Origin of the sequence: Streptomyces aureus (assembly GCF_000725495.1) — a bacterium.
Taxonomy (GTDB): Bacteria; Actinomycetota; Actinomycetes; order Streptomycetales; family Streptomycetaceae; genus Streptomyces; species Streptomyces aureus_B.
Genome location: NZ_JNZD01000002.1, coordinates 87870 through 108109, shown reverse-complemented (window position 1 = coordinate 108109; position 20240 = coordinate 87870). Strand labels below are relative to the sequence as shown.

General features: G+C 73.9%; 18 protein-coding genes. 12 read left to right on the top strand and 6 right to left on the bottom strand.

What is annotated here, in order from left to right; all coding sequences use genetic code 11:
* The first annotated feature begins 28 nt into the window (after positions 1-28).
* The 4 genes from IO36_RS47315 to IO36_RS02790 all read left to right on the top strand — a co-directional run bounded on the left by IO36_RS47315 (position 29) and on the right by IO36_RS02790 (position 2846).
* Positions 29-196, top strand: coding sequence for a hypothetical protein (locus tag IO36_RS47315; protein WP_167347379.1), 168 nt, complete (start codon positions 29-31; stop codon positions 194-196).
* A gap of 401 nt (positions 197-597) precedes the next feature.
* Entirely contained in the window at positions 598-681 is an 84-nt protein-coding gene (locus tag IO36_RS49270; RefSeq protein WP_355794513.1) for a putative leader peptide, read from the top strand.
* Between the two features lie 273 nt (positions 682-954).
* Positions 955-1509: an NADPH-dependent FMN reductase gene (gene ssuE / locus IO36_RS02795; RefSeq protein ID WP_037615652.1), complete on the top strand. Its 555-nt coding sequence runs from the start codon at positions 955-957 to the stop codon at positions 1507-1509.
* 194 nt (positions 1510-1703) lie between these two features.
* Complete coding sequence (locus IO36_RS02790; protein WP_037616130.1) at positions 1704-2846, top strand: LLM class flavin-dependent oxidoreductase; 1143 nt, start codon at positions 1704-1706, stop codon at positions 2844-2846.
* Positions 2847-3039: 193 nt separating this feature from the next.
* On the opposite strand, the gene IO36_RS02785 is transcribed toward IO36_RS02790, so the two are convergent.
* Positions 3040-4113: an acyl-CoA dehydrogenase family protein gene (locus IO36_RS02785; RefSeq protein ID WP_051899970.1), complete on the bottom strand. Its 1074-nt coding sequence runs from the start codon at positions 4111-4113 to the stop codon at positions 3040-3042.
* Positions 4114-4867: 754 nt separating this feature from the next.
* On the opposite strand from IO36_RS02785, the gene IO36_RS02780 reads away from it, so the two are divergent.
* The 3 genes from IO36_RS02780 to IO36_RS02770 all read left to right on the top strand — a co-directional run bounded on the left by IO36_RS02780 (position 4868) and on the right by IO36_RS02770 (position 7750).
* On the top strand, positions 4868-5773 hold the full coding sequence (locus IO36_RS02780) for a universal stress protein (protein ID WP_037616126.1): 906 nt from the start codon (positions 4868-4870) through the stop codon (positions 5771-5773).
* 61 nt (positions 5774-5834) lie between these two features.
* A complete protein-coding gene (locus IO36_RS02775) occupies positions 5835-6857 on the top strand; it encodes a zinc-dependent alcohol dehydrogenase (RefSeq protein WP_037615651.1) in 1023 nt (340 codons plus the stop codon).
* A 5-nt stretch (positions 6858-6862) separates the two neighbouring features.
* Positions 6863-7750, top strand: coding sequence for a universal stress protein (locus tag IO36_RS02770; protein WP_037615650.1), 888 nt, complete (start codon positions 6863-6865; stop codon positions 7748-7750).
* A 5-nt stretch (positions 7751-7755) separates the two neighbouring features.
* Here IO36_RS02770 and ppk2 read toward each other — a convergent pair whose 3' ends face one another.
* Entirely contained in the window at positions 7756-8559 is an 804-nt protein-coding gene (gene ppk2 / locus IO36_RS02765) for a polyphosphate kinase 2 (protein WP_037615649.1), read from the bottom strand.
* A gap of 89 nt (positions 8560-8648) precedes the next feature.
* Between ppk2 and IO36_RS02760 the strand changes: the two genes are divergently transcribed.
* Together IO36_RS02760 and IO36_RS02755 are read left to right on the top strand one after the other, a co-directional pair.
* A complete protein-coding gene (locus IO36_RS02760) occupies positions 8649-11033 on the top strand; it encodes a phosphoketolase family protein (RefSeq protein WP_037616124.1) in 2385 nt (794 codons plus the stop codon).
* A gap of 131 nt (positions 11034-11164) precedes the next feature.
* Positions 11165-13549 (top strand): glycoside hydrolase family 65 protein, encoded by a 2385-nt coding sequence (locus IO36_RS02755; protein WP_037615647.1) that lies wholly within the window; start codon positions 11165-11167, stop codon positions 13547-13549.
* Between the two features lie 28 nt (positions 13550-13577).
* On the opposite strand, the gene IO36_RS02750 is transcribed toward IO36_RS02755, so the two are convergent.
* From IO36_RS02750 to IO36_RS02740, 3 genes are all read right to left on the bottom strand, one after another.
* A complete protein-coding gene (locus IO36_RS02750) occupies positions 13578-14282 on the bottom strand; it encodes a response regulator (RefSeq protein ID WP_037615643.1) in 705 nt (234 codons plus the stop codon).
* A gap of 77 nt (positions 14283-14359) precedes the next feature.
* Positions 14360-15097 (bottom strand): CBS domain-containing protein, encoded by a 738-nt coding sequence (locus tag IO36_RS02745; RefSeq protein WP_051899939.1) that lies wholly within the window; start codon positions 15095-15097, stop codon positions 14360-14362.
* 50 nt (positions 15098-15147) lie between these two features.
* Positions 15148-15612 (bottom strand): cyclic nucleotide-binding domain-containing protein, encoded by a 465-nt coding sequence (locus IO36_RS02740; protein ID WP_037615641.1) that lies wholly within the window; start codon positions 15610-15612, stop codon positions 15148-15150.
* A gap of 607 nt (positions 15613-16219) precedes the next feature.
* Between IO36_RS02740 and IO36_RS02735 the strand changes: the two genes are divergently transcribed.
* A complete protein-coding gene (locus IO36_RS02735; protein ID WP_037615640.1) occupies positions 16220-17104 on the top strand; it encodes a universal stress protein in 885 nt (294 codons plus the stop codon).
* 287 nt (positions 17105-17391) lie between these two features.
* On the opposite strand, the gene IO36_RS02730 is transcribed toward IO36_RS02735, so the two are convergent.
* A complete protein-coding gene (locus tag IO36_RS02730; RefSeq protein ID WP_037615639.1) occupies positions 17392-17985 on the bottom strand; it encodes a DUF3592 domain-containing protein in 594 nt (197 codons plus the stop codon).
* A gap of 380 nt (positions 17986-18365) precedes the next feature.
* Between IO36_RS02730 and IO36_RS02725 the strand changes: the two genes are divergently transcribed.
* The gene (locus IO36_RS02725; protein ID WP_078942967.1) at positions 18366-19082 is read left to right on the top strand and encodes a helix-turn-helix domain-containing protein; all 717 of its coding nucleotides are present in this window, start codon (positions 18366-18368) and stop codon (positions 19080-19082) included.
* Between the two features lie 569 nt (positions 19083-19651).
* On the top strand, positions 19652-20092 hold the full coding sequence (locus tag IO36_RS02720) for a pyridoxamine 5'-phosphate oxidase family protein (RefSeq protein WP_037615638.1): 441 nt from the start codon (positions 19652-19654) through the stop codon (positions 20090-20092).
* The last annotated feature ends 148 nt before the right edge of the window (positions 20093-20240 follow it).

Here is a 20240-nt window from a genome sequence, read left to right as displayed (position 1 = left end):
CCGCCGCCGCAGCTGGAGGTGTCTGCCCATGGGCACGAAGGTGCTGGAACGATTCCCCGCCGGTGCTCCGCGCGGGTCGTGGACCGCCGAGGAGTACGCGGCCCGGCGCCGCACCGAGGGCCTCCGGGCGACGGTCGTCATGGACCTGAAATCGGACGCCTTCCTGGTGGTCGTCCCGGCGGGGGACGAGGACTGAGGGGGAGACCGTGACGCCGGCACACCCCGGGAACCCGGGCCCTGGCGTGGCGGGCCTGGCCGGTGGCGGCCGTGACGTGAGTGAGCCCTGGTGACCCGGGCCCCACGTGGCGGCGGTGACGTGAGTGCGCCTGGTGATCCGGCCCACGGTCTGCGGGCCCGGACGGGTAGCAGCAGTACCTGGGTGCGCCCCGGAAATCCGGACCCCCGTGCGGCGGGCCCGGGCGGTTGGCGGCCGTGGCGTGATCCGGCCGCTCGACGCGCACAGCGGCGGAACGCGGGCGCCGCGCGGCCCGGATCGCGGGTTCCCTGGCGCACCGTCATGAACTCCGCCGGTCCGGGATGCGAGACCGGCCGGCCGTTCCTTGACGGTCCGGACCTGCGGCTGCGACGATCGGAGCCATGAAGATGCGACTGGACCTCACGCGGCGACGCCACGTCGACCTCGCGCGTGTCTCCAGCTCCTTCTGTTGCCGCGAAGCCTGACGATCCCCGGGCAGTAGCGCCCCCTTCGCACGGTCCGGCTCGTTCCGGCCGAAAGCGATCGCCGTGCCCGGCCGTCGTCCCTGCCTGTCATCCGCAGTGCGCCGCCCCAACTCCCGCCGCATGCAACGGCCTTGCCTCGCCGTGCCCGTGAACCCCCGCGTCAGCGCTGCTCACTCGGGAGACGGACCCCGCCGCGGGTGACGGGCGGTCCCGCCCGTCACCTCCGCACCCGGCAGCGCGCCCACCAGCAACCCCGCACCTGAAAGAGGACCCATGGCCATCGTCCTGTCCGTCTCCGGCAGCCCCTCGGTCTCCTCCCGCACCGCCAAGCTCCTGCGCCACCTCGACGCCCGCCTCGCCCGCCAGGGCCACGAGGTGATCCCCCTCGACGTCCGCACCATCCCCGCCGAGGCGTTGCTCGGCGCGGACTTCCAGCACCCCGCCATCGTCGAGGCGGCCGACCTGTTCGCCCGGGCCGACGGCGTGGTCATCGGCACCCCCGTCTACAAGGCGGCCTACTCCGGCGTCCTCAAGGCCCTGCTCGACCTGCTCCCGCAGTACGCCCTGACCGGGAAGACGGTGCTGCCCCTGGCCACCGGAGGCAGCACCGCTCATGTGCTCGCCCTGGACTACGCCCTCCGCCCGGTCCTCAACTCCATGGGCGCGGCCCACATAGTGCAGGGCTGGTTCACCCTCGACAAGGACATCACCACGGGGCCGGACGGGAGCGTCACCGTGGCGCCGGGAACGGCCGAGGCCCTGGCACAGGTCGTGGACCAGTTCTCGTCGGCCCTCGGCAGCGGGCACCTGCTCGCCGCCACGGGCTGACGCCGACGGAAGGCCGCCCGGGCGCGCCGCCCGAGCAGGCCGCCCGAGCACACCGGCCGTGACGCCCCGGGCGGCACCGGCCGCGCCCGATCGCCCTGGCGTCGGTCCCGTGCGGCGGCGCCCCGGCACGGCCTTCTTCCGCCATTGTCCGACTTCCCCCGCCCGGCCGCGCCCCACGATCGGAGATGTCCCCGGTGTCCCTCACCTTCCACTGGTTCCTGCCCACCAACGGAGACAGCCGTCATGTCGTCGGAGGCGGTCACGGCACTCCCGCCACCGCCTCCGGACGGGACCGGCCGCCGACCGTCGCCTATCTGAGCCAGATCGCCCGCGCCGCGGAGGACCTGGGATTCGTGGGCGCCCTCACCCCGACCGGCGCCTGGTGCGAGGACGCGTGGCTGACGACCGCGATGGTCAGTCGGCACACGGAACGGCTGAAGTTCCTGGTCGCCTTCCGGCCGGGCTTCGTCTCGCCCACGCTCGCCGCGCAGATGGCCTCCACCTTCCAGCGGCACAGCGGCGGCCGGCTGCTGCTCAACGTGGTGACCGGCGGGGAGAGCCACGAGCAACGCGCGTACGGCGACTTCCTCGACAAGGACGCTCGCTACCGCCGTACCGGCGAATTCCTGCGAATCGTAAGGGAGTTGTGGGACGGGAAGAGCGTCGACCTGACCGGCGAGCACCTGAGGGTCGAGGACGCCCGGCTCACCCGGGTGCCCGACCCCGTCCCGGAGATCTACTTCGGCGGCTCCTCGCCCGTCGCCGGCGAGGTCGCCGCCCGTCACGCCGACGTCTATCTCACCTGGGGCGAACCGCCGTCCCAGGTCGCCGAGAAGATCGCCTGGATCCGCGGGCTCGCCGCCGCACAGGGCCGGACCCCCCGGTTCGGCATCCGGCTCCACGTCATCGCGCGCGACACCTCCGAACAGGCCTGGGCCGAGGCCCACCGGCTCCTCGACGGCTTCGACCCGGCGACCGTTCGGTCCGTGCAGGAAGGGCTCGCCCGCAGCGAGTCGCAGGGCCAGCGGCGGATGCTCGCGCTGCACGGCGGCAGCCGGGACGCGCTGGAGATCCACCCCAACCTGTGGGCCGGCATCGGTCTGGTCCGCGGCGGTGCGGGGACCGCCCTGGTCGGCAGCCACGAGGAGGTCGCCGAGCGGATCGAGGAGTACCACGCCCTCGGCATCGACGAGTTCGTGCTCTCGGGCTATCCGCACCTGGAGGAGGCGTACTGGTTCGGCGAGGGAGTCCTGCCCCTGCTCGCCGCACGCGGCCTGTGGCACCACCCGTCCGCGACCCCGCCCGCCCCCGCCGCCCAGGTGCCCTTCACGGGCTGAGCGGGGCACCGGGCCCGCGGTGCAAGGGGCGTTCACGAGTTGAGCGGAGCACGCGGGCCCGCGGTCCAAGGATGGTGCACGACTCACCCGCCGTCCGGGCGCCCTTGCCGGGCTGAGGCAAGCACCGGGTCCCGCCGTCCGGGCGCCCTTCACGTGCCGAGGCGAGCAACGGGTCCCGCGGCCCCCGTGCCCTTCACGGGCTGAGCGGGGCTTCGGGGTCCGGTGTGCCCAGCCGGGCCAGGTGTGCGGCGCGCACCTGGGTCGTCTGTCCCTGCACGAGCAGGAACAGCCCCTCGCGGGCGAGGCGTTGGGCCGGGCTGCGCAGGTCCATCGCCCGCCCGCCACCGGCCACGACCGCCGCCGTGGTCGCCGCGCGCATCACGTCGTACGCCCGCGTCTTGCACGCCAGCCGCTCCTCGATCCGCTCGGTCGGCACCGGGTGGTCGGCGAGCGCGTACGCCTGCCGCCGCGCCTCGTCGAGCCGCCCGCGCAGCACCTCGGCCGTCTCCTTCGCCGAAGGCTCGTCCCCCAGCAGCCCGATCGCCGCCGCCGTGATCCCGAAGACGGCCGGGGACGCGTTGGTGTTCTTGGGCCGGTCGGTGACCGCCCAGGTCGCGTACGGCGTGCGCAGCGCCACCGCCTCCTCGGGCAGCCACAGACCGTCGAGCTCCAGCGAGACCGTACGGGACGCGGTGAGCGCGGCCAGCCGCATCGGCGCGGAGGGGCGCAGCCCGGGCTGCTCGCGCGCCTCGGTGAACGCGAACAGGGCCTCGTCCTCCCGGGTCACCCCGGCCAGCAGCATGACGTCGTTCAGCCCCCAACCGGTGTACCAGGGAACCCTCCCGTCGAAGCGCCAGCCGCCCCGCTCGCGCGTGACCCGCACCGGGATCCTCGGGTGGGCGCGCAGCTGGGCGTAGGCGACACCGGACAGCAGCTCTCCGCGCGCGAGCGGGCCCAGCAGCCGTTCCCGTACCGGATCGGCGCTGTTCACCAGCGTCGCCACCGGCGTGTGGTGCTGGGCCTGCACGAACCAGGTCGAGCAGCACGCCCCGGCCAGGATCTCCGCGGTCTCCCGGACCACCGACGCGGGCGCCGCCGATCCGCCGTCCGCGACCGGGGCGCCGATGCCGAGCAGTCCCGACCGCTTCAGGGCCTCGATGCTGCTCTCCGGCATGCCGTCCCGGTCCACGCTCTGGGCCCGGGGCGCCAGTACCCGGTCCGCCAGTTCCCGGGCCGCGGTGACGAGCGGATGCGCCGGTCCGGTCATCGATGGAGTCTCCCGCCGTCGTCGTGGCATGCGCCGGTCCGGTGTACCGGCCCCGTCCAGGTCCCTCGAACAGATCATGCACAACCCGGCCCGGTTCCACACGGAGTCGCCGGGCACACACGTCGGCCGCAGCCGGACGCGGCCGGAACGCGACCCGCGGCGGACCGGCATCCTCGGTACCCTCGAAGGGATCACCACCATGGCTGTGCACGAGGTCTCCGGCCGGCCCACGGGGTCGCTCCCTCCGTCGCCGGACCGGACGCGGACGGCACCGCCGCGCGAGGCCGTGACCCCCTCGTCGACGGCGGTCGGCAGCGCACGCGCGGCGGCCCGGCCCGCCCTGATCGGCGGTATCGCGCTGCGGATCGCCGCGATCCCGGGCACCGTGATGACGGGGCCGACGCCGCCCACCGAGCGACAGGCGCACCCGGCACCCGTCGGCGGCTCACCGAGCCGTTCGCCGGCCGCCTGTGCGTCCACGCCGCGGTCCGGCCGTCCTCGACCCTGCCCGCGCGGGCAGAACGCGGACCGGCCGGCGGGCTCCGGGCCGGTTCCCTGCCGTCAGCGCCCGGCGCCCTCCGCCCGGGCCGGGGACGGGAGGCCCGGATCGTCCCGGCTCGCACCGCCCGGTCGGCCAGCCCGCCTTGGGCCGAACGGTCCCTGTCGGGGACCTGCGGCCCCTGCCCGACCCGACCGTCAAGACACGACGCTGGAATCGGACCCGACCGGGCCGCCGATTCAGGAGGTGGACATCATGCCCCGCACCGTCACCGTGGGCCTCGACGGTTCTCCCGAGAGTCTCGCCGCCGCCGAATGGGCCGCCCGCGAGGCGCGGCTGCGTGCCCTGCCGCTCCGGCTCGTCAACGTATGGGAACCGGCCCCGGACCCCATGGCGCAGGCTCCGCTGCTCGGGGCCGAGACCCAGCAGCACTGGAGCGAGCGGATACCGCGCGAGGCGGCCGAGGGCGTACGGCTGCGCCACCCGGGCGTCACCGTCACCACCGAGCAGCTCACCGGCCGGCCCGCCGAGGAACTGCTGAAGGCCGCGGACGAGGCCGAACTCCTGGTCCTCGGCACGCGCGGACTCAGTGGCGCGGGCGGCTTCATGGTCGGCTCGGCCGGCCTCGCCGTCGCGGCGCACGCCGACCGGCCCGTGGTCTTCGTACGCGCCGGTGAACAGGCCGCCGACGAGCACCTGCCGGACCCGGCCGGCATCCCGTCCGCCGCCGCGCCCTTCCGTCCCGTCGTGCTCGGACTCGACACCAGCCGCCCCGACGACGCGCTGATCGGCTTCGCCTTCGAGGCCGCCCTCCTGCGCGCCACGGCGCTCAGGGTGGTGCACTCCTGGAACGAGCCGCCCTACATCGCCTACGGGCTGCCCCCGGACCTCAAGATGACCGCGCGGCTGGCCGCCGAGGACGCCGCCGCCATGACGGCGGCCCTGCGGGCCTGGCGGGAGAAGTACCCGGCCGTCGAGATCATCGAGGACTCCCTGTCCGGGAAGCCGGCCAACCACCTCGTGGACGCCTCCCGGGAGGCCTCCCTCGTGGTCGTGGGCCGCCGGATCCGCAAGGCCGCGCTCGGCGCCCACATCGGGCCCGTCACGCACGCCGTGCTCCACCACGCCACCGCCCCCGTCGCCGTCGTCGCGCACCCGTGAGCACCGCCGGCCGCCCCCTGCCGGGTGCCGGCCGCACCCCGACCGTGCAAGGAGAGACCCCATGAAGGCAGCAGTCGTCCGAGCGTTCGGTGAACCGCTGGTCATCGAGGACCGCCCCGACCCCGAACCGGGCCCCGGCCAGGTCCGCGTCCGGCTCGAGGCCTCCGGGCTCTGCCACACCGACATCCACGCCGCTCACGGTGACTGGCCGGTCAAGCCGAACCCGCCGTTCGTGCCCGGACACGAGGGTGTCGGCCTGGTCGAGGCACTGGGCGAGGGCGTCACCCATCTCGCGCCGGGACAGCGGGTCGCGGTGCCCTGGCTGGGCAAGGCGTGCGGACGCTGCGAACACTGCCTCTCCGGCTGGGAGACCCTGTGCGAGCAGCAGGTCAACACCGGATACGGCTGCGACGGCGGCTACGCCGAGAAGATGCTCGCCTGGGCCGATTTCGCCCAGCCGGTGCCCGAGGGCGTCGACCCGCTCGACGCGGCCCCGCTCACCTGCGCGGGCGTCACCACGTACAAGGCACTGAAGGTCGCCGACGTCCGGCCCAGCCAGCTCGTCGCGATCTCCGGGGTCGGCGGACTCGGCCATCTCGCCCTGCAGTACGCGAAGATCGCCGGGGCGACCGTCGCGGCGATCGACGTCACCGACGACAAACTCGAACTCGCCGCGGAACTAGGCGCCGACATCGTGATCGACGCCCGCAAGGAGGACCCGGGCGAGGTCCTGCGCGGCCACGGCCGAGCCCACGCGGCGCTCGCGCTCGCCGTCAACGAGGAGGCCTTCGCAGCGGTGTACACGGGGCTGCGGCGCGGCGGGAAGCTCGTCATGGTCGCGATGCCGGCGCACGGCACGATCCAGGTCCCCATCTTCGAGACCGTCCTGAACGGCACCTCCGTGATCGGCTCCATCGTCGGCACCCGGCAGGACCTGGCCGAGGTGTTCGACCTGCACGCGGCGGGCCGCACCAGGGTCATCCGCGAGTCCCGCCCGCTGAGCGCGGTCAACGAGTCCATCGACGAGGTGCTGCACGGCAGGATCCAGGCCCGGATCGTCTTCGACTTCGGCGAAGGGAGCTGACCCCGGTGGAGCTGCCCCTCGTCGTGGGCGTCGACGGGTCCGAGCTCGCCCTGCGTGCCGTGGACTGGGCCACGGACGAGGCGGCCCTGCGCGGACTGCCGCTGCGCGTGGTGTACGCCTCGCTCTGGGAGCGCTACGAAGGCGAAGCCCTCGCCGAGGGGTCCCGCGGGAGCGCGGAGCGCACGATGGCCGAGTCCGTCCTGCGGGCCGCGGCCGAGCGGGCCGGCCGCCGCGACCCCGCCGTCCGGGTCGCCACCGAGATGGTGCCCGACGACGCGGTCGGCACGCTGCTCAGGAAGGCCATGGACGCCACCGCCGTGGTGCTCGGCTCACGGGGGCGCGGCGGCATCACCGAGATGCTGCTCGGATCGGTCAGCCTGACCGTCGCGGCCCGGGCCCACTGCCCGGTGGTCGTGCTGCGCGGCAGCCACGACAACCGGGCCCGGGACGGCCGCCACCGGCGGGTCGTCCTCGGCGTCGGCGATCCCGCGCACGGCCCGGCCGCCGTGCGCTTCGCCTTCGAGGAGGCGGCCGGGCGCGGCGTCGCGCTGGAGGCCGTCCGCGCCTGGCGGTGCCCCGCCCACGAGAGCCCCGACCACGCGACGTCCGCCGGCGAGCCCGCCCGCGGCCACGAACGGCGGGCGGCCGAGATCCTCGACACGGCGCTCGGCGACTTCGCCGGCGGCCACCCGGGGGTCGAGGTACGCCGGCGCACCGTCGAAGGGACCGCCCGCAAAGTGCTGCTCGACGCCTCCGAGTCCGCCGACCTGCTCGTCGTCGGGGTCCGGCGGCACGACGGCCACGGGCACGTCGGGCTCCAGCTCGGCCGCGTCGCCCACGCGGCCCTGCACCACGCGTCCTGCCCCGTCGCCGTCGTGCCCCTGCGGGCATGAGGGCGTCAGAGACCCGCCGCGTGGTCGGGGACGTAGGTCTGCAGATCGCGCGGCGGGCGGACGTAACCCGTCGACGCCGGCCGGTCGGGCAGCTCCAGCACCGGCGGCGGCACCTCGTGATAGGGAACCGTGGACAGCAGATGGGCGATCATGTTGAGCCGGGCCCGGCGCTTGTCGTCGCTCTCGACCACGTACCAGGGCGCCTCGGCGATGTCCGTGTGCACCAGCATCTCGTCCTTCGCCCGGGAGTACGCCTCCCAGCGGGTGATGGACTCCAGGTCCATGGCGGACAGCTTCCAGCGCCGCGTCGGATCCTTCAGCCGGCGCCGGAACCGCTTCTGCTGCTCGGCGTCGCTCACCGAGAACCAGTACTTGCGCAGCAGCACTCCCGCCTCGACCAGCATCCGCTCGAAGATCGGGCACTGCCGCAGGAAGAGCTGGTGCTCCTCCTTCGTGCAGAAACCCATGACGTGCTCGACCCCGGCACGGTTGTACCAGCTGCGGTCGAACAGCACGATCTCCCCGGCCGCCGGCAGATGCTCCACGTACCGCTGGAAGTACCACTGGGTCCGCTCGCGCTCGGTCGGTACCGGCAGCGCCGCGATCCGCGCGATGCGTGGGTTCAGATGCTCCGCCACCCGCTTGATCGTGCCGCCCTTGCCCGCCGCGTCCCGGCCCTCGAAGACCACCACCACGCGGGCCCCCTCGGTCCGCACCCACTCCTGGAGCTTCACCAGCTCCGTCTGCAGCCGCAGCAGCTCCCGCTCGTACGCCGCGAGCGGCACCTTCGCCGTCTTCTCGCCGGCCATGCCGCCTCCTCCTCCACCCGACCACGCCTCCTGTGAAGCGCCGCCACGAACCGCCTCGTCCACCTGCCCCGATGACCCACGGAGTCACCATGCCCAAGGCCGGACACCAGGACAGCACGGTACTGACCGACGACGAACTGCGCACGCTGGACGCCCACTGGCGGGCCGCCAACTACCTTGCCGTGGGCCAGATCTATCTGATGGCCAACCCCCTGCTCACCGAGCCCCTCAAGCCCGCGCACATCAAGCCCCGGCTCCTCGGCCACTGGGGCACCTCTCCCGGCCTCAACCTGGTCCACACCCACCTGAACCGCGTCGTGAAGGCACGCGATCTGGACGCGCTGTGCGTCTGGGGCCCCGGGCACGGCGGTCCGGCCGTGCTGGCGAACTCCTGGCTCGAGGGGACGTACAGCAAGACCTACCCCTCCGTGCCCCGCGACCGCGAGGGCATGGGGACGCTGTTCCGGCAGTTCTCCTTCCCCGGCGGAGTGCCCAGCCACGTCGCCCCCGAGACGCCCGGCTCCATCCACGAGGGCGGTGAGCTCGGCTACTCCCTCGCCCACGCCTACGGCGCCGCCTTCGACAACCCGGACCTGCTGGTCGCCTGTGTCGTCGGCGACGGAGAGGCGGAGACCGGACCCCTCGCCGCGTCCTGGCACTCCAACAAGTTCCTCGACCCGGTCCACGACGGTGCCGTCCTGCCGGTCCTGCACCTCAACGGCTACAAGATCGCCAACCCGACCGTGCTGTCCCGGCTCCCCGAGGCCGAACTCGACGAACTGCTGCGGGGATACGGCCACGAGCCGCTCCACGTCACCGGCGACGACCCCGCCCGGGTGCACCGCGCCATGGCCGCCGCGTTCGACCAGGCACTGGACCGGATCGCCCTCCTCCAGCGCACGGCCCGCGAGGAGGGCGTCACCGAGCGCGCCCGCTGGCCCATGATCGTGCTGCGCACCCCCAAGGGCTGGACCGGCCCCGCCGAGGTCGACGGCGAACCCGTCGAGGGCACCTGGCGCGCCCACCAGGTACCCCTCGCCCAGGTCCGCGAGAACCCCGAGCACCTGCGGCAGTTGGAGACCTGGCTGCGCTCCTACCGGCCCGAGGAACTCTTCGACGCCGACGGACGGCCGGTGGCCGACGTCCTGGCCTGCGTCCCCGAGGGCGACCGGCGCCTCGGCGCCACCCCGCACGCCAACGGCGGCCTCCTCCTGCGCGACCTGCCGCTGCCGCCCCTGGAACGCTTCGCCGTCCCCGTCGACAAGCCCGGTGCGACCCTCCACGAACCGACCCGCGTCCTCGGCGACCTCCTCGAGGACGTCATGAGCAGGACCTCCGAGCGCCGAGACTTCCGGCTCGTCGGCCCCGACGAGACCGCCTCCAACCGGCTCCAGGCCGTCTTCGCCGCCAGCGGCAAGGCCTGGCAGGCCGGCACCCTGCCGGAGGACGAACACCTCGACCGGCACGGCCGCGTCATGGAGATCCTCTCCGAACACACCTGCCAGGGCTGGCTGGAGGGCTACACCCTCACCGGCCGGCACGGACTCTTCTCCTGCTACGAAGCCTTCGTGCACATCGTCGACTCCATGGTCAACCAGCACATCAAATGGCTGAGGACCTCCCGCCAACTGCACTGGCGCGCCCCGATCGCCTCCCTCAACTACCTGCTCACCTCGCACGTCTGGCGCCAGGACCACAACGGCTTCTCGCACCAGGACCCCGGCTTCGTCGACCACGTCCTGAGCAAGAGCCCCGAGGTCGTGCGCGTCTACCTCCCGCCGGACGCCAACACCCTGCTGTCCGTGGCCGACCACGTCCTGCGCAGCCGCGACTACGTCAACGTCGTCGTCGCCGGCAAACAGCCCTGCTTCGACTGGCTGTCCATGGACGAAGCCCGCGCCCACTGCGCCCGCGGCGCCGGCATCTGGGACTGGGCGGGCACGGCCGACGCCGGCCGCGAGCCCGACGTCGTCCTCGCCTGCGCCGGGGACGTCCCCACCCAGGAGATCCTGGCCGCCGCCGACCTGCTGCGCCGTCATCTGCCCGAACTCGCCGTCCGGGTCGTCAACGTCGTCGACATGACCCGGCTCCTGCCGCGCGAGGAACACCCGCACGGGATGAGCGACTTCGAGTACGACGGCCTGTTCACCGCCGACAAGCCGGTCATCTTCGCCTACCACGGCTACCCCTGGCTGATCCACCGCCTCGCCTACCGCCGCACCGGCCACCGGAACCTCCATGTGCGCGGCTACAAGGAGATGGGCACCACCACGACCCCCTTCGACATGGTCGTCCGCAACGACATGGACCGCTACCGCCTGGTCATGGACGTCATCGACCGCGTCCCCGGCCTCGGCGTCCGCGCCGCCGCCCTGCGCCAGCGCATGGCCGACGCCCGCTCCCGCCACGCGACCTGGATCCGCGAGCACGGCACCGACCTGCCCGAGGTCGCGGACTGGAGCTGGACCGGCTGAGCGGCCGCTCCCGCACCGGGAGCACGGCACCACCGTGACCGGACGCGCCGACCGCGGGCGCGCACGGCAGCGGCCCGCCGCCCCGCGCGTGCCGCGAGGACGGCGGGCCACCCGTACCCGAGGATGGACGCATGGACGACCTCACCTGGGAATACGAGGGCTACCACCCGGCGCAGGAACGCCTGCGCGAATCCCTGTGCACCCTCGGCAACGGCTACTTCGCCACCCGCGGCGCCGCCCCCGAGTGCGCCGCCGACTCCGTCCACTACCCGGGCACCTACGCGGCCGGCTGCTACAACCGTCTGACCTCGCACGTGGCCGGACAGCGGGTCGAGAACGAGGACATGGTCAACCTCCCCAACTGGCTGCCGCTGCGCGTGCGGACCGCCGGCGGGACCTGGCTCACCCCCGACTCCCACCGGCTCCTCGACCACCGGCTGCGCCTCGACCTGCTCGCCGGCACCCTGGAACGCACCGCGCGCTACGAGGACGAGGAGGGCCGGCGCCTCCACCTGCGCCAGCTGCGTCTGGTCCACATGGCCGACCCCCATCTGGCCGCACTCCGCACGGAGATCACCGCCGAGGGCTGGTCCGGCACCGTCGAGATCGAGTCGGCCCTGGACGGGACGGTCACCAACAGCGGAGTCGAGCGCTACCGCTCCCTGAACGCGCAGCACCTCACCGACCTGAGCACCGGCACCGGAAAACCGGACACCGTATGGCTGCGCTGCCGCACCTCCGCCTCCCGGACCGGCATCGGACTGGCCGCCAGGACCGTCACCGACACGCCCGCCGAGACCACGGACGCGCACACCCCGGGGCACGCCGCCCAGACGCTGCGGATCGCGCTGGCCGACGGCCGCACCGTGACCGTCGACAAGACCGTGGCCCTGCACACCTCCCACGACGCCGCGATCACGGACCCGCTGGACGCCGCCGTCGACCGGGTCGGCCGGGCCGGGGACTTCGGGACCCTGCTGGACAGCCACTGCACGGCCTGGCGGCAGCTGTGGCGCACCGCCGAGATGGACGTGCGCGGCAGCGTCGGCCCGATCCTGCGCCTGCATCTGTTCCACGTCCTGCAGACGCTCTCCCCGCACACCGCGGACCTCGACGTCGGCGTGCCCGCGCGCGGACTGCACGGCGAGGCCTACCGGGGACACGTCTTCTGGGACGAGCTGTTCGTGCTGCCGTATCTGAACCTCCACTTCCCCGAGGTCTCCCGCGCCCTGCTCACCTACCGCCACCGCCGGCTGGAGCGGGCCCGCCGGTCGGCCCAGGACACCGGCCGCAGCGGCGCGATGTACCCGTGGCAGAGCGGCAGCGACGGGCGGGAGGAGACCCAGGAACTCCATCTCAACCCCCGCTCGGGGCGCTGGCTGCCCGACCACTCGCGGCTCCAGCACCACGTCGGCTCGGCGATCGCGTACAACGTGTGGCAGTACTGCGAGGCGAGCGGCGACACCGAGTTCCTGCACACCAAGGGCATCGACATGCTCGTGCAGATCTCCCGGTTCTGGGCCGGCGCCGCCACGTACGACGACACCCTCGGCCGCTACCGGATCCGCGGTGTCGTCGGCCCCGACGAGTACCACGACGCCTACCCGGACGCCGTCCGGCCGGGCCTCGACGACAATGCGTACACCAACGTCACGGCCTCCTGGGTGCTCACCCGCACCCTCGACGTGCTCGGCGAGCTGCCCGAGCTGCTGCGCCGGGACCTCGTCGAGCGGACCGCCCTCGACCCCGGCGAACTCGACCTCTGGCACGACGTGGCGAGCCGGCTGCACGTGCCCTTCCACGCCGGCGTCGTCAGCCAGTTCGAGGGGTACGGGGATCTCGCCGAGCTCGACTGGGAGGGCTACCGCGAACGGTACGGCGACATCCGGCGACTCGACCGGATCCTGGAGGCCGAGGGCGACAGCGTCAACCGCTACCAGGCCTCGAAGCAGGCGGACGTGCTGATGCTGGGCTACTTGTTCTCGCCCGCCGAACTCGGCGCCCTGTTCCGCGGACTCGGGCACGAGCTCGACGACGTCCTGTGGCGGCGCACCGTCGACCACTACCTCAGCCGCACGAGCCACGGTTCGACCCTGAGCAGCCTGGTCCACGGCTGGGTGCTGGGCCGGGCCCGGCGTGCCGAGGCGTGGACGTACATCCACGAGGCGCTGCGCGGGGACATCGCCGATCTGCAGGGCGGGACCACGGGAGAGGGCATCCACCTGGGCGCGATGGCCGGCACCCTCGACCTGGTCCAGCGCGGGCTGACCGGACTCGAGACCCGCGGCGGCGCGCTGCGCTTCGACCCGGTCCCGCTGCCCGAGCTGTCCGAGTACGGGTTCACGATCCGCTACCGCGGCCATCGCGGCATCCAACTGCACCTGAGCGCGGGCCGGTTGAACGTGAACGTCCCGGCGTCCGACGAACCGCCGGTCGACATCTCGCTGGCGGACCGCACGGTCACGGTGGCGCCGGGCGAGTCCTGCACGCTCACGCTGCCGGAACGGCGGCCGTGACCCCGATCCTGACCCCGCCCCGACGCCGTCAGCGCGGGGTGTGGTGGCCGGCCGTCTCCGGGTGTTCGAGCTGGTTGGCGAGGACGGCCGCCTGGACGCGGCGCTGGACGCCGAGCTTGGCCAGCAGCCGGGAGATGTGGTTCTTCACCGTCTTCTCGGACAGGTAGAGCTCCTTGCCGATCTCGCGGTTCGTGAGCCCGTCCCCGATCAGCGCGAGGATGTCCCGCTCGCGCGGCGAGAGCCCGGCCAGTTCCTGCGAGACGGGCTGCTCCTCGGCCGGGTCCGTACGCAGCTTGCGCATCAGCCGCGCGGTCGTCGTCGGGTCCAGCATCGACTGACCGGAGGCGACCGTACGGACCGCCGAGATCAGGTCGGAGCCCTTGATCTGCTTCAGCACGTAACCCGCCGCCCCGGCCATGATCGCGTCGAGGAGCGCCTCCTCGTCGTCGAACGACGTCAGCATGAGGCAGGACAGCTCGGGCATCTGGCTGCGCAGCTCGCGGCAGACGCTGATGCCGTCCCCGTCCGGGAGGCGTACGTCGAGGACCGCGACGTCGGGCCGCAGCGCGGGGCCGCGCACCAGGGCGTGCTCGACGCTGTCCGCGTCGCCGACCACCGAGATGTCGGGCTCGGCGTCCAGGAGGTCCGTCAGACCACGGCGTACCACCTCGTGGTCGTCCAGCAGGAAGACCCTGATCGGGTTCTGCTCGGAAAACGTACGCGCCTCGGCCATGACGACCCCTTGTTCGGTAATGGACCACGCACCGTGAGCCCGCTCGGGTCGATCATGACCCGTCCGGCACGGATGCACTAGGGCCGACCGGCCCCATACGCGTCCTCCTCCATCTTGTCACCGCCGCCCGCCACCGCCGGGGACGGCGGGCGGCCGACGGCCGGGCCGGGCACCGGGCCCGCGAGCTCGAAGCTCACGTCCACCACCCCCTCGACGGCCCGGACCAGCCTGGCGGCCACCGGGACCAGCGCGGTGTCGTGGACCCGCCCCGACAGGATCACGGCACCGTCGCGCACCTCGACGCGCACGGGCACGGGCGACGCGGGGAAGAGGCGGGACACGACCTCCCGGCGGACCTCCTCGGCGATGTCCTCGTCGCCGCGCAGGAACACCTTGAGGAGGTCGCCGCGGCTGACGACACCCGCGAGTTCGCCCCTCTCGTCGACGACCGGCAGCCTTTTGACCTTGGCGTGCGCCATGATCCGGGCGGCCTGCGCCAGCGTGGCGGACGCCCGCACGGTGACCGCGGGAGAGGTCATCAGCTCCTCGGCCCGCACCCCGCCGGCCCTGGCGAGATCGTCCGTCCGCCGCAGCCGCGTGCGCCGGTCGGGACGGTGGTCACGGAACTCCTCCTTGGGCAGCAGATCGGCCTCGGAGACCACCCCGACGATCCGGCCCCCGTCCTCCACCACGGGCAGGGCACTCACCCGCCACTGCTGCATCAGCCGCACGATCTCCTTGAACCCGGCCGCACGGCCGACGGCGACGACCGCCCGGGTCATCACGTCGCTCACGATGTGGGGCCTGCCGTACACGGTGTCTCCTCGGTCGTTGGTGACGACGGTCCGCGGATCCGCGGGCGCGATCAGCGCGCGCCGCCGCTGCCGTAGGGGGCGTACAGGTCGAGCAGCCGGGTCCGGGCCGACTGGAGCCGGTGGGCGACGATCCCGCCCGCCCACTGGGCCACGGCCCTGCCCAGTTCGGCATCGGCCGCGCACAGCGCCCGGACCTCCTCGGCGTCGAACTCGTAGGCGCGCACCGGGCTCGTCGTCTCGGCGCCCAGGTGCCAGACGTGCGGGGCGAACAGCCAGGACCAGCCGACGAGTTCGTTGTGTCCGAGCATCTCGATCACGGCCGGACGGCGGCCCGGGACCCGGGTGTCGAGGGCCACCGTGCCGGTCCTGATGATCCAGAACCGGTCCGCGCGGCGGCCCTCCTCGAACAGCCGGGTGCCCTCGGGGAACGACACCTCCCGGGCCAGGAGCAGCAGCTGTTCCCTCTGCGGGGCGGGCAGTGCCCGCAGCATCGTGGGTGTGGTGGACGTGCTCATGGTCCTGCCCCTTCCCGGTCCGCGAACCTTCCGACTCGAATCTCCGCCCGTGGACGTCCCGCCGCCAGGGGCCGTCCGGCCCCGGTCGCGGGACGTTGGTCACGAGCCGGTGCCGAAGGCCCTGCCCGGCCCCGGCACACGAGCTCCGCCTCGGGGCCAAGGCCAGGGCCAGGGCCCGGGGTCGGGGGTGGGCCGGGCGGACGCAGTCCGGTGGGGCGCCGCTCGGGGTGCCGCTGGGGGAGGCGCGTCCGTCGCGGCCCGTTCGTCCCGTACGCGGACTGTTGGAGTCGACACGCGGAGCGTCCGTCGGGGTCGTCGGTGCCGGGCGCTACGAGCGCCGGCCCGGACTGCTGAGGTGATCTCGGCCCTGCCCGCCGGAACGCTCCCGCGAGTGTGCGGGGGCGCCACCGCGATCCGCTGGACCGGGCTGGGTTCCGCCCGCCCGGCCCGGGCACCCGACCAGCCGTACGAGCGAGCGGAACCGCCGTTCCGGAGGAATGAAGTCCCCTGCCACAGGGGCCGGTTGGCCCCGGCCGGGGACCAGCGGCCCCTCCTGGAGCGCCCGTGCGAACACGAGACTGATCACGCATCCCCTAGGAGGTCACAGATGTCCCGCACCATCGTCGTCGGCCTGGACGGCTCGCCCGAGAGCCTCGCCGCAGCCGAGTGGGCAGCCCGCGAGGCCCGGCGCACCGACGCCCCGCTCCGTCTCGTGCACGCCTGGCTGTGGCACCCCTACGTCTACGGTCCCCTGGCCGGCGTCTCGGTTCCGGCGCCGGCGGAGGACCCGCAGCGCGAATGGGCCGAACGCCTCCCGCGCGAGACCGCAGCCCGCCTCGTCGCGGACCACCCCGGGCTGTCCGTGACGGCCGAGCGCGTCGCCGAGCAGCCCGTCACCGCGCTGCTGGCCGCCGCCGAGGACGCCGAGCTGCTGGTGCTCGGGTCCCGGGGCCTCGGCGGAGTCGCCGGTTTCCTCACCGGTTCCGTCGCGCAGGCCGTGGTCGCCCGGAGCCGGACGCCGATCGTCCTCGTACGGGCCGACGCACCGGCCGTGGAGCCCGTCGGACACGAGGAGGTCGTCCTCGGACTCGACCTGGAGCACACGGACGCCTCCGTGATCGCCTTCGCGTTCCGCGCGGCCGCCCACCGGGTGACGGACCTGCACGTCGTCCACGGCTGGAGCCTGCCGCCGTACTACGGCTACGCCGGAGCCGTCGACGCGGGAGTCGACGAGGCGCTGTTCACCGAGGCGCGAGGGCGACTGACCGAGGTCCTGGCTCCCTGGCGGGAGAAGTTCCCCGCCGTCGAGGTACGCGAACAGGCCGTCGTCGGCGGCGCGGGCCCCCACCTGGTCGAGGCCTCGCGGAACGCCGCGCTGGTCGTGGTCGGCCGCCGCAACCGCCCGTCCCCGGTGGGCGGTCACGTGGGCCCGGTGACGCAGGCCGTACTGCACCACTCCACCGCCCCGGTCGCGGTGATCCCGCACGACTGACCCGACGGACACGCCTGCGAGACGAAGGACCCCGGGAGCCGTTGCCGGGGTCCTCGGCGCTCCGGCCCCGACCCCTGGCACCGCACTCCGCACCGGCGGCACATCGTTCGGGGGTTCCGGACCACGAGCGCCTGAGCCGTTTCGCTTGTCGCCCGCTCGCGGACTGGACCTCGCCCGGCGACGTGGTTCACCTGATCCCGCACGGGATCCCGCACGACCTGCCGCCGCACACCCTGCCGCTTACGACGCGCCGCCGTGCCACCGGGGCCGGGGGACCGGTGTGCCGGTCACGGTGTCTTGTGGCCCCATTGGGGGCCCAGCCGCTCCCACTCGCGTTCCCACCGGGCGTAGCGCCGCTGGTCCAGCCGCCACCGGGCGAAGCCGCCGGCTCCGAAGACCAGGCCGCCCAGGGCCACGGCGGCGCCGAGGCCCAGCAGCGTGGACTCGGTGGCCGCGGCGCTGCGGGTCGGAGGGGGCGTGGTCGGCCGGCCCTGCGGGTCCAGCCAGATGGTCACGCGCGTTCCGGCCTTGTGCCCGGACGGCACCAGGGCGCTGCCGACCCGGGGTTTCCCGTCCGCCGCCGTCCAGCGGACCGTCGCCCGGACACGGTCGTAGACCGCGCTCTCCCCGGCCGGAACCGCCGATCCCGTACCGCCGGCCAGGACGGCCGGGACGGCGTGCCGGTCTTGGCGCAGACGCGTGAAGGACTCGTCGGCGGCCCGGGCCGTCACCAGGCCGGCGAGGGCGCCGCCCAGCACCATCACCGTCCAGACGACCAGCACGATCCACGCCTCGAAGACGTCGTCACGGCGACGCAGCGGATTCCTCCGCCAGCGCCAGCACCACTGCCTCGCACCCTCTGCTCCGCGTGCTCCGCGCATGGCACCGCACCTCCTCGTTACACCCCAACAGTGCAAGGGGATCGCCGTGCGCGCGAGCCGTGGCGGGGGCCGCCCGGTCCCGCGGTGGGGACCGACCGGCCCAAGCGCGCGGCATCCGCCCCGGTCAGGGTGGATATGTGAGGCCGCAGCGCGGGCCGGACGACGTTGTCGACGCGAGGCCCACGGCGGACCTCGGAACGGCTCCGGTCGTCGGGAAACCCCGGGAGGCCGGGCAACCCGGGCGGCCGCGACGCCCCGGCTCTCCGGATCGCTCCGGTCGCCGGGACACTCCGGTCCCCGGATCGCCCTGGTCGTCGGGACGCCCGGTTGTCGGGACGTCCCGGACGCCGGGACACCCCGGCGGAAGGAAGGGATGGGTCATGTCAGAGCGCACACGAAGCGTCACGTTCGACCGGACGTCACCGGCCACGGAGGGCGGGATCCCGCCCCGCACCGGGTCCGGCGACGTGGGCCGGCGCATCACCGCACGGCGCGAGGAACTCGGCCTGAGCCTGGAGGCCGCGGCCGTACGTGCGGGTGTGGCCGCCGGATACCTCCGCTACCTGGAACAGCAGCCCACGGCGGCGCCGGGGGCGAGTGCCCTGATCAAGATCGCGGACGCCCTCGACACCAGCGTCGCGGCACTGCACGGCGGTGACACCGATCGGCCGCCGGGCGCGGGGCGGGCCGCCCCGCACTCCGAGCTGATCGCGCTCGGCCCCGCGGAGTGCCGGGCACGGATGTCGACGCACGGCGTCGGAAGGATCGCCCTCGACACCGGCGACGAGCTCGTGGTCCTTCCCGTCAACTACAGCGTCGTCGACGGGGCGGTCGTCTTCAGGACGGCGCCCGGTTCGGCACCCGCGGCGGCGGTCGGAGCCAGGGTCGCCTTCGAGGTTGACCACATCGACGACGCCCTCGGCCAGGGCTGGAGTGTGCTGGTCCAGGGGCATGCCCGGGCCGAGACCCGCCCCGACGCCGTGCGCAGGCTCGACGCCCTCGCCTACAGCCGTCCCTGGGCCGGCGGCGCGGAGCGCGACCTGTGGGTCCGCGTCGACGAGGAAAGGATCTCCGGCAGGCGGATCGCCGTCAGGTGACGCGGAGCCGCCCGGCAGTTCGAGGTGTCGTCCGGTGACGCGGGGCCGCTCGGCGGTTCGAGGTGTCGTCCGGTGACGCGGAGCCGCCCGGCGGTACGGGTGCCGTTCGGTGACGTGGCGATCCGGCTGGCGGTACGGGGTGCCGTTCGGTGCCACGGGGGTCCGCCTTGCGGTACAGGTGAGGCGGGGACCTGCCCGGCGGTACGGATGCCGTGCGGCCTCCCGGCTCCCCGGCCTCCCGCCCCCGGGCCTCGGCTCCTCGGCTCCTCGGCCTCCCGCCCCCGGACCCCGGCCTCCCGGCTCCCGGCCCCCGGCTCCCCGGCCCCGGCTCCTCGGGCTCCCGGCCTCCCGGCCCCCGGTCCGGGCTGGGGACGCGGGCCCGGCACCCCGCCTGGACCGGTGCCGCCGTGACGACTCCGTACCCGCCCGTTCCCCCCGGCCCGGGAAGCGGCCACTCTCCGTCCTCCCGAGACCAATGGACCCTGGTTCCTTTGTCCCGCCCGCCGGAATCTGGACCGTACGTCGCAGTACCGCTGTGCCGCCCCGACGCGTGAGAGTTGGCTCCGGTGATGAATCCCAACGACGGTTTTCGTGAACTCGGCCGGCAGGAGTGCCTGGACCGCCTCGGCGCCGCGGCCATCGGCAGGGTCGTCCACACCCGCGACGCCCTGCCGGCGGTCCTGCCGGTCAACTTCAGCCTGGACGCCGAGTCGGCCGTCGTGCTGCGGACGCCGGCCGACTCCGAACTGGCCCGTTCCATCGACGGGGTGGTCGTCGCGTTCGAGGCCGACGCGGTGGACGCGGCGGCGCACTCCGGCTGGAGCGTGGTCGTGACCGGCCGCGCCCGGGTGGTGGACGATCCCGCCGAACACGACCGGCTCGCCCGGACCGGACCCCGTTCCTGGGTGGCCTCGCCCCACGACGTCTTCATCCGGATCGCCTCCGAACTGGTCACCGGGCGTGAACTCGTGGGAGGCATCTCGCTGTACGGCATCGACCTGAGGTCCTGACCCTCACCGTGGCCTCCCTGACCCCACCGTGGCCTGACCCCACCGGGGCCGAACGGCCCCGGGACGAGGGCCTTCGGGGGCCCGCGCCGGTACTGTCCGGCCCTCGCCGGGGCCACCCCCGACGACAAGGATCGACAGTACGGGTGGC

Coding starts and splice junctions, on each gene's coding strand:
- IO36_RS47315 (WP_167347379.1), top strand. CDS start 29: ATGGGCACGAAGGTGCTGGAACGATTCCCCGCCGGTGCTCCGCGCGGG.
- IO36_RS49270 (WP_355794513.1), top strand. CDS start 598: ATGAAGATGCGACTGGACCTCACGCGGCGACGCCACGTCGACCTCGCG.
- ssuE (WP_037615652.1), top strand. CDS start 955: ATGGCCATCGTCCTGTCCGTCTCCGGCAGCCCCTCGGTCTCCTCCCGC.
- IO36_RS02785 (WP_051899970.1), bottom strand. CDS start 4,113: ATGACCGGACCGGCGCATCCGCTCGTCACCGCGGCCCGGGAACTGGCG.
- IO36_RS02780 (WP_037616126.1), top strand. CDS start 4,868: ATGCCCCGCACCGTCACCGTGGGCCTCGACGGTTCTCCCGAGAGTCTC.
- IO36_RS02775 (WP_037615651.1), top strand. CDS start 5,835: ATGAAGGCAGCAGTCGTCCGAGCGTTCGGTGAACCGCTGGTCATCGAG.
- ppk2 (WP_037615649.1), bottom strand. CDS start 8,559: ATGGCCGGCGAGAAGACGGCGAAGGTGCCGCTCGCGGCGTACGAGCGG.
- IO36_RS02760 (WP_037616124.1), top strand. CDS start 8,649: ATGCCCAAGGCCGGACACCAGGACAGCACGGTACTGACCGACGACGAA.
- IO36_RS02755 (WP_037615647.1), top strand. CDS start 11,165: ATGGACGACCTCACCTGGGAATACGAGGGCTACCACCCGGCGCAGGAA.
- IO36_RS02750 (WP_037615643.1), bottom strand. CDS start 14,282: ATGGCCGAGGCGCGTACGTTTTCCGAGCAGAACCCGATCAGGGTCTTC.
- IO36_RS02740 (WP_037615641.1), bottom strand. CDS start 15,612: ATGAGCACGTCCACCACACCCACGATGCTGCGGGCACTGCCCGCCCCG.
- IO36_RS02735 (WP_037615640.1), top strand. CDS start 16,220: ATGTCCCGCACCATCGTCGTCGGCCTGGACGGCTCGCCCGAGAGCCTC.
- IO36_RS02730 (WP_037615639.1), bottom strand. CDS start 17,985: ATGCGCGGAGCACGCGGAGCAGAGGGTGCGAGGCAGTGGTGCTGGCGC.
- IO36_RS02725 (WP_078942967.1), top strand. CDS start 18,366: ATGTCAGAGCGCACACGAAGCGTCACGTTCGACCGGACGTCACCGGCC.
- IO36_RS02720 (WP_037615638.1), top strand. CDS start 19,652: ATGAATCCCAACGACGGTTTTCGTGAACTCGGCCGGCAGGAGTGCCTG.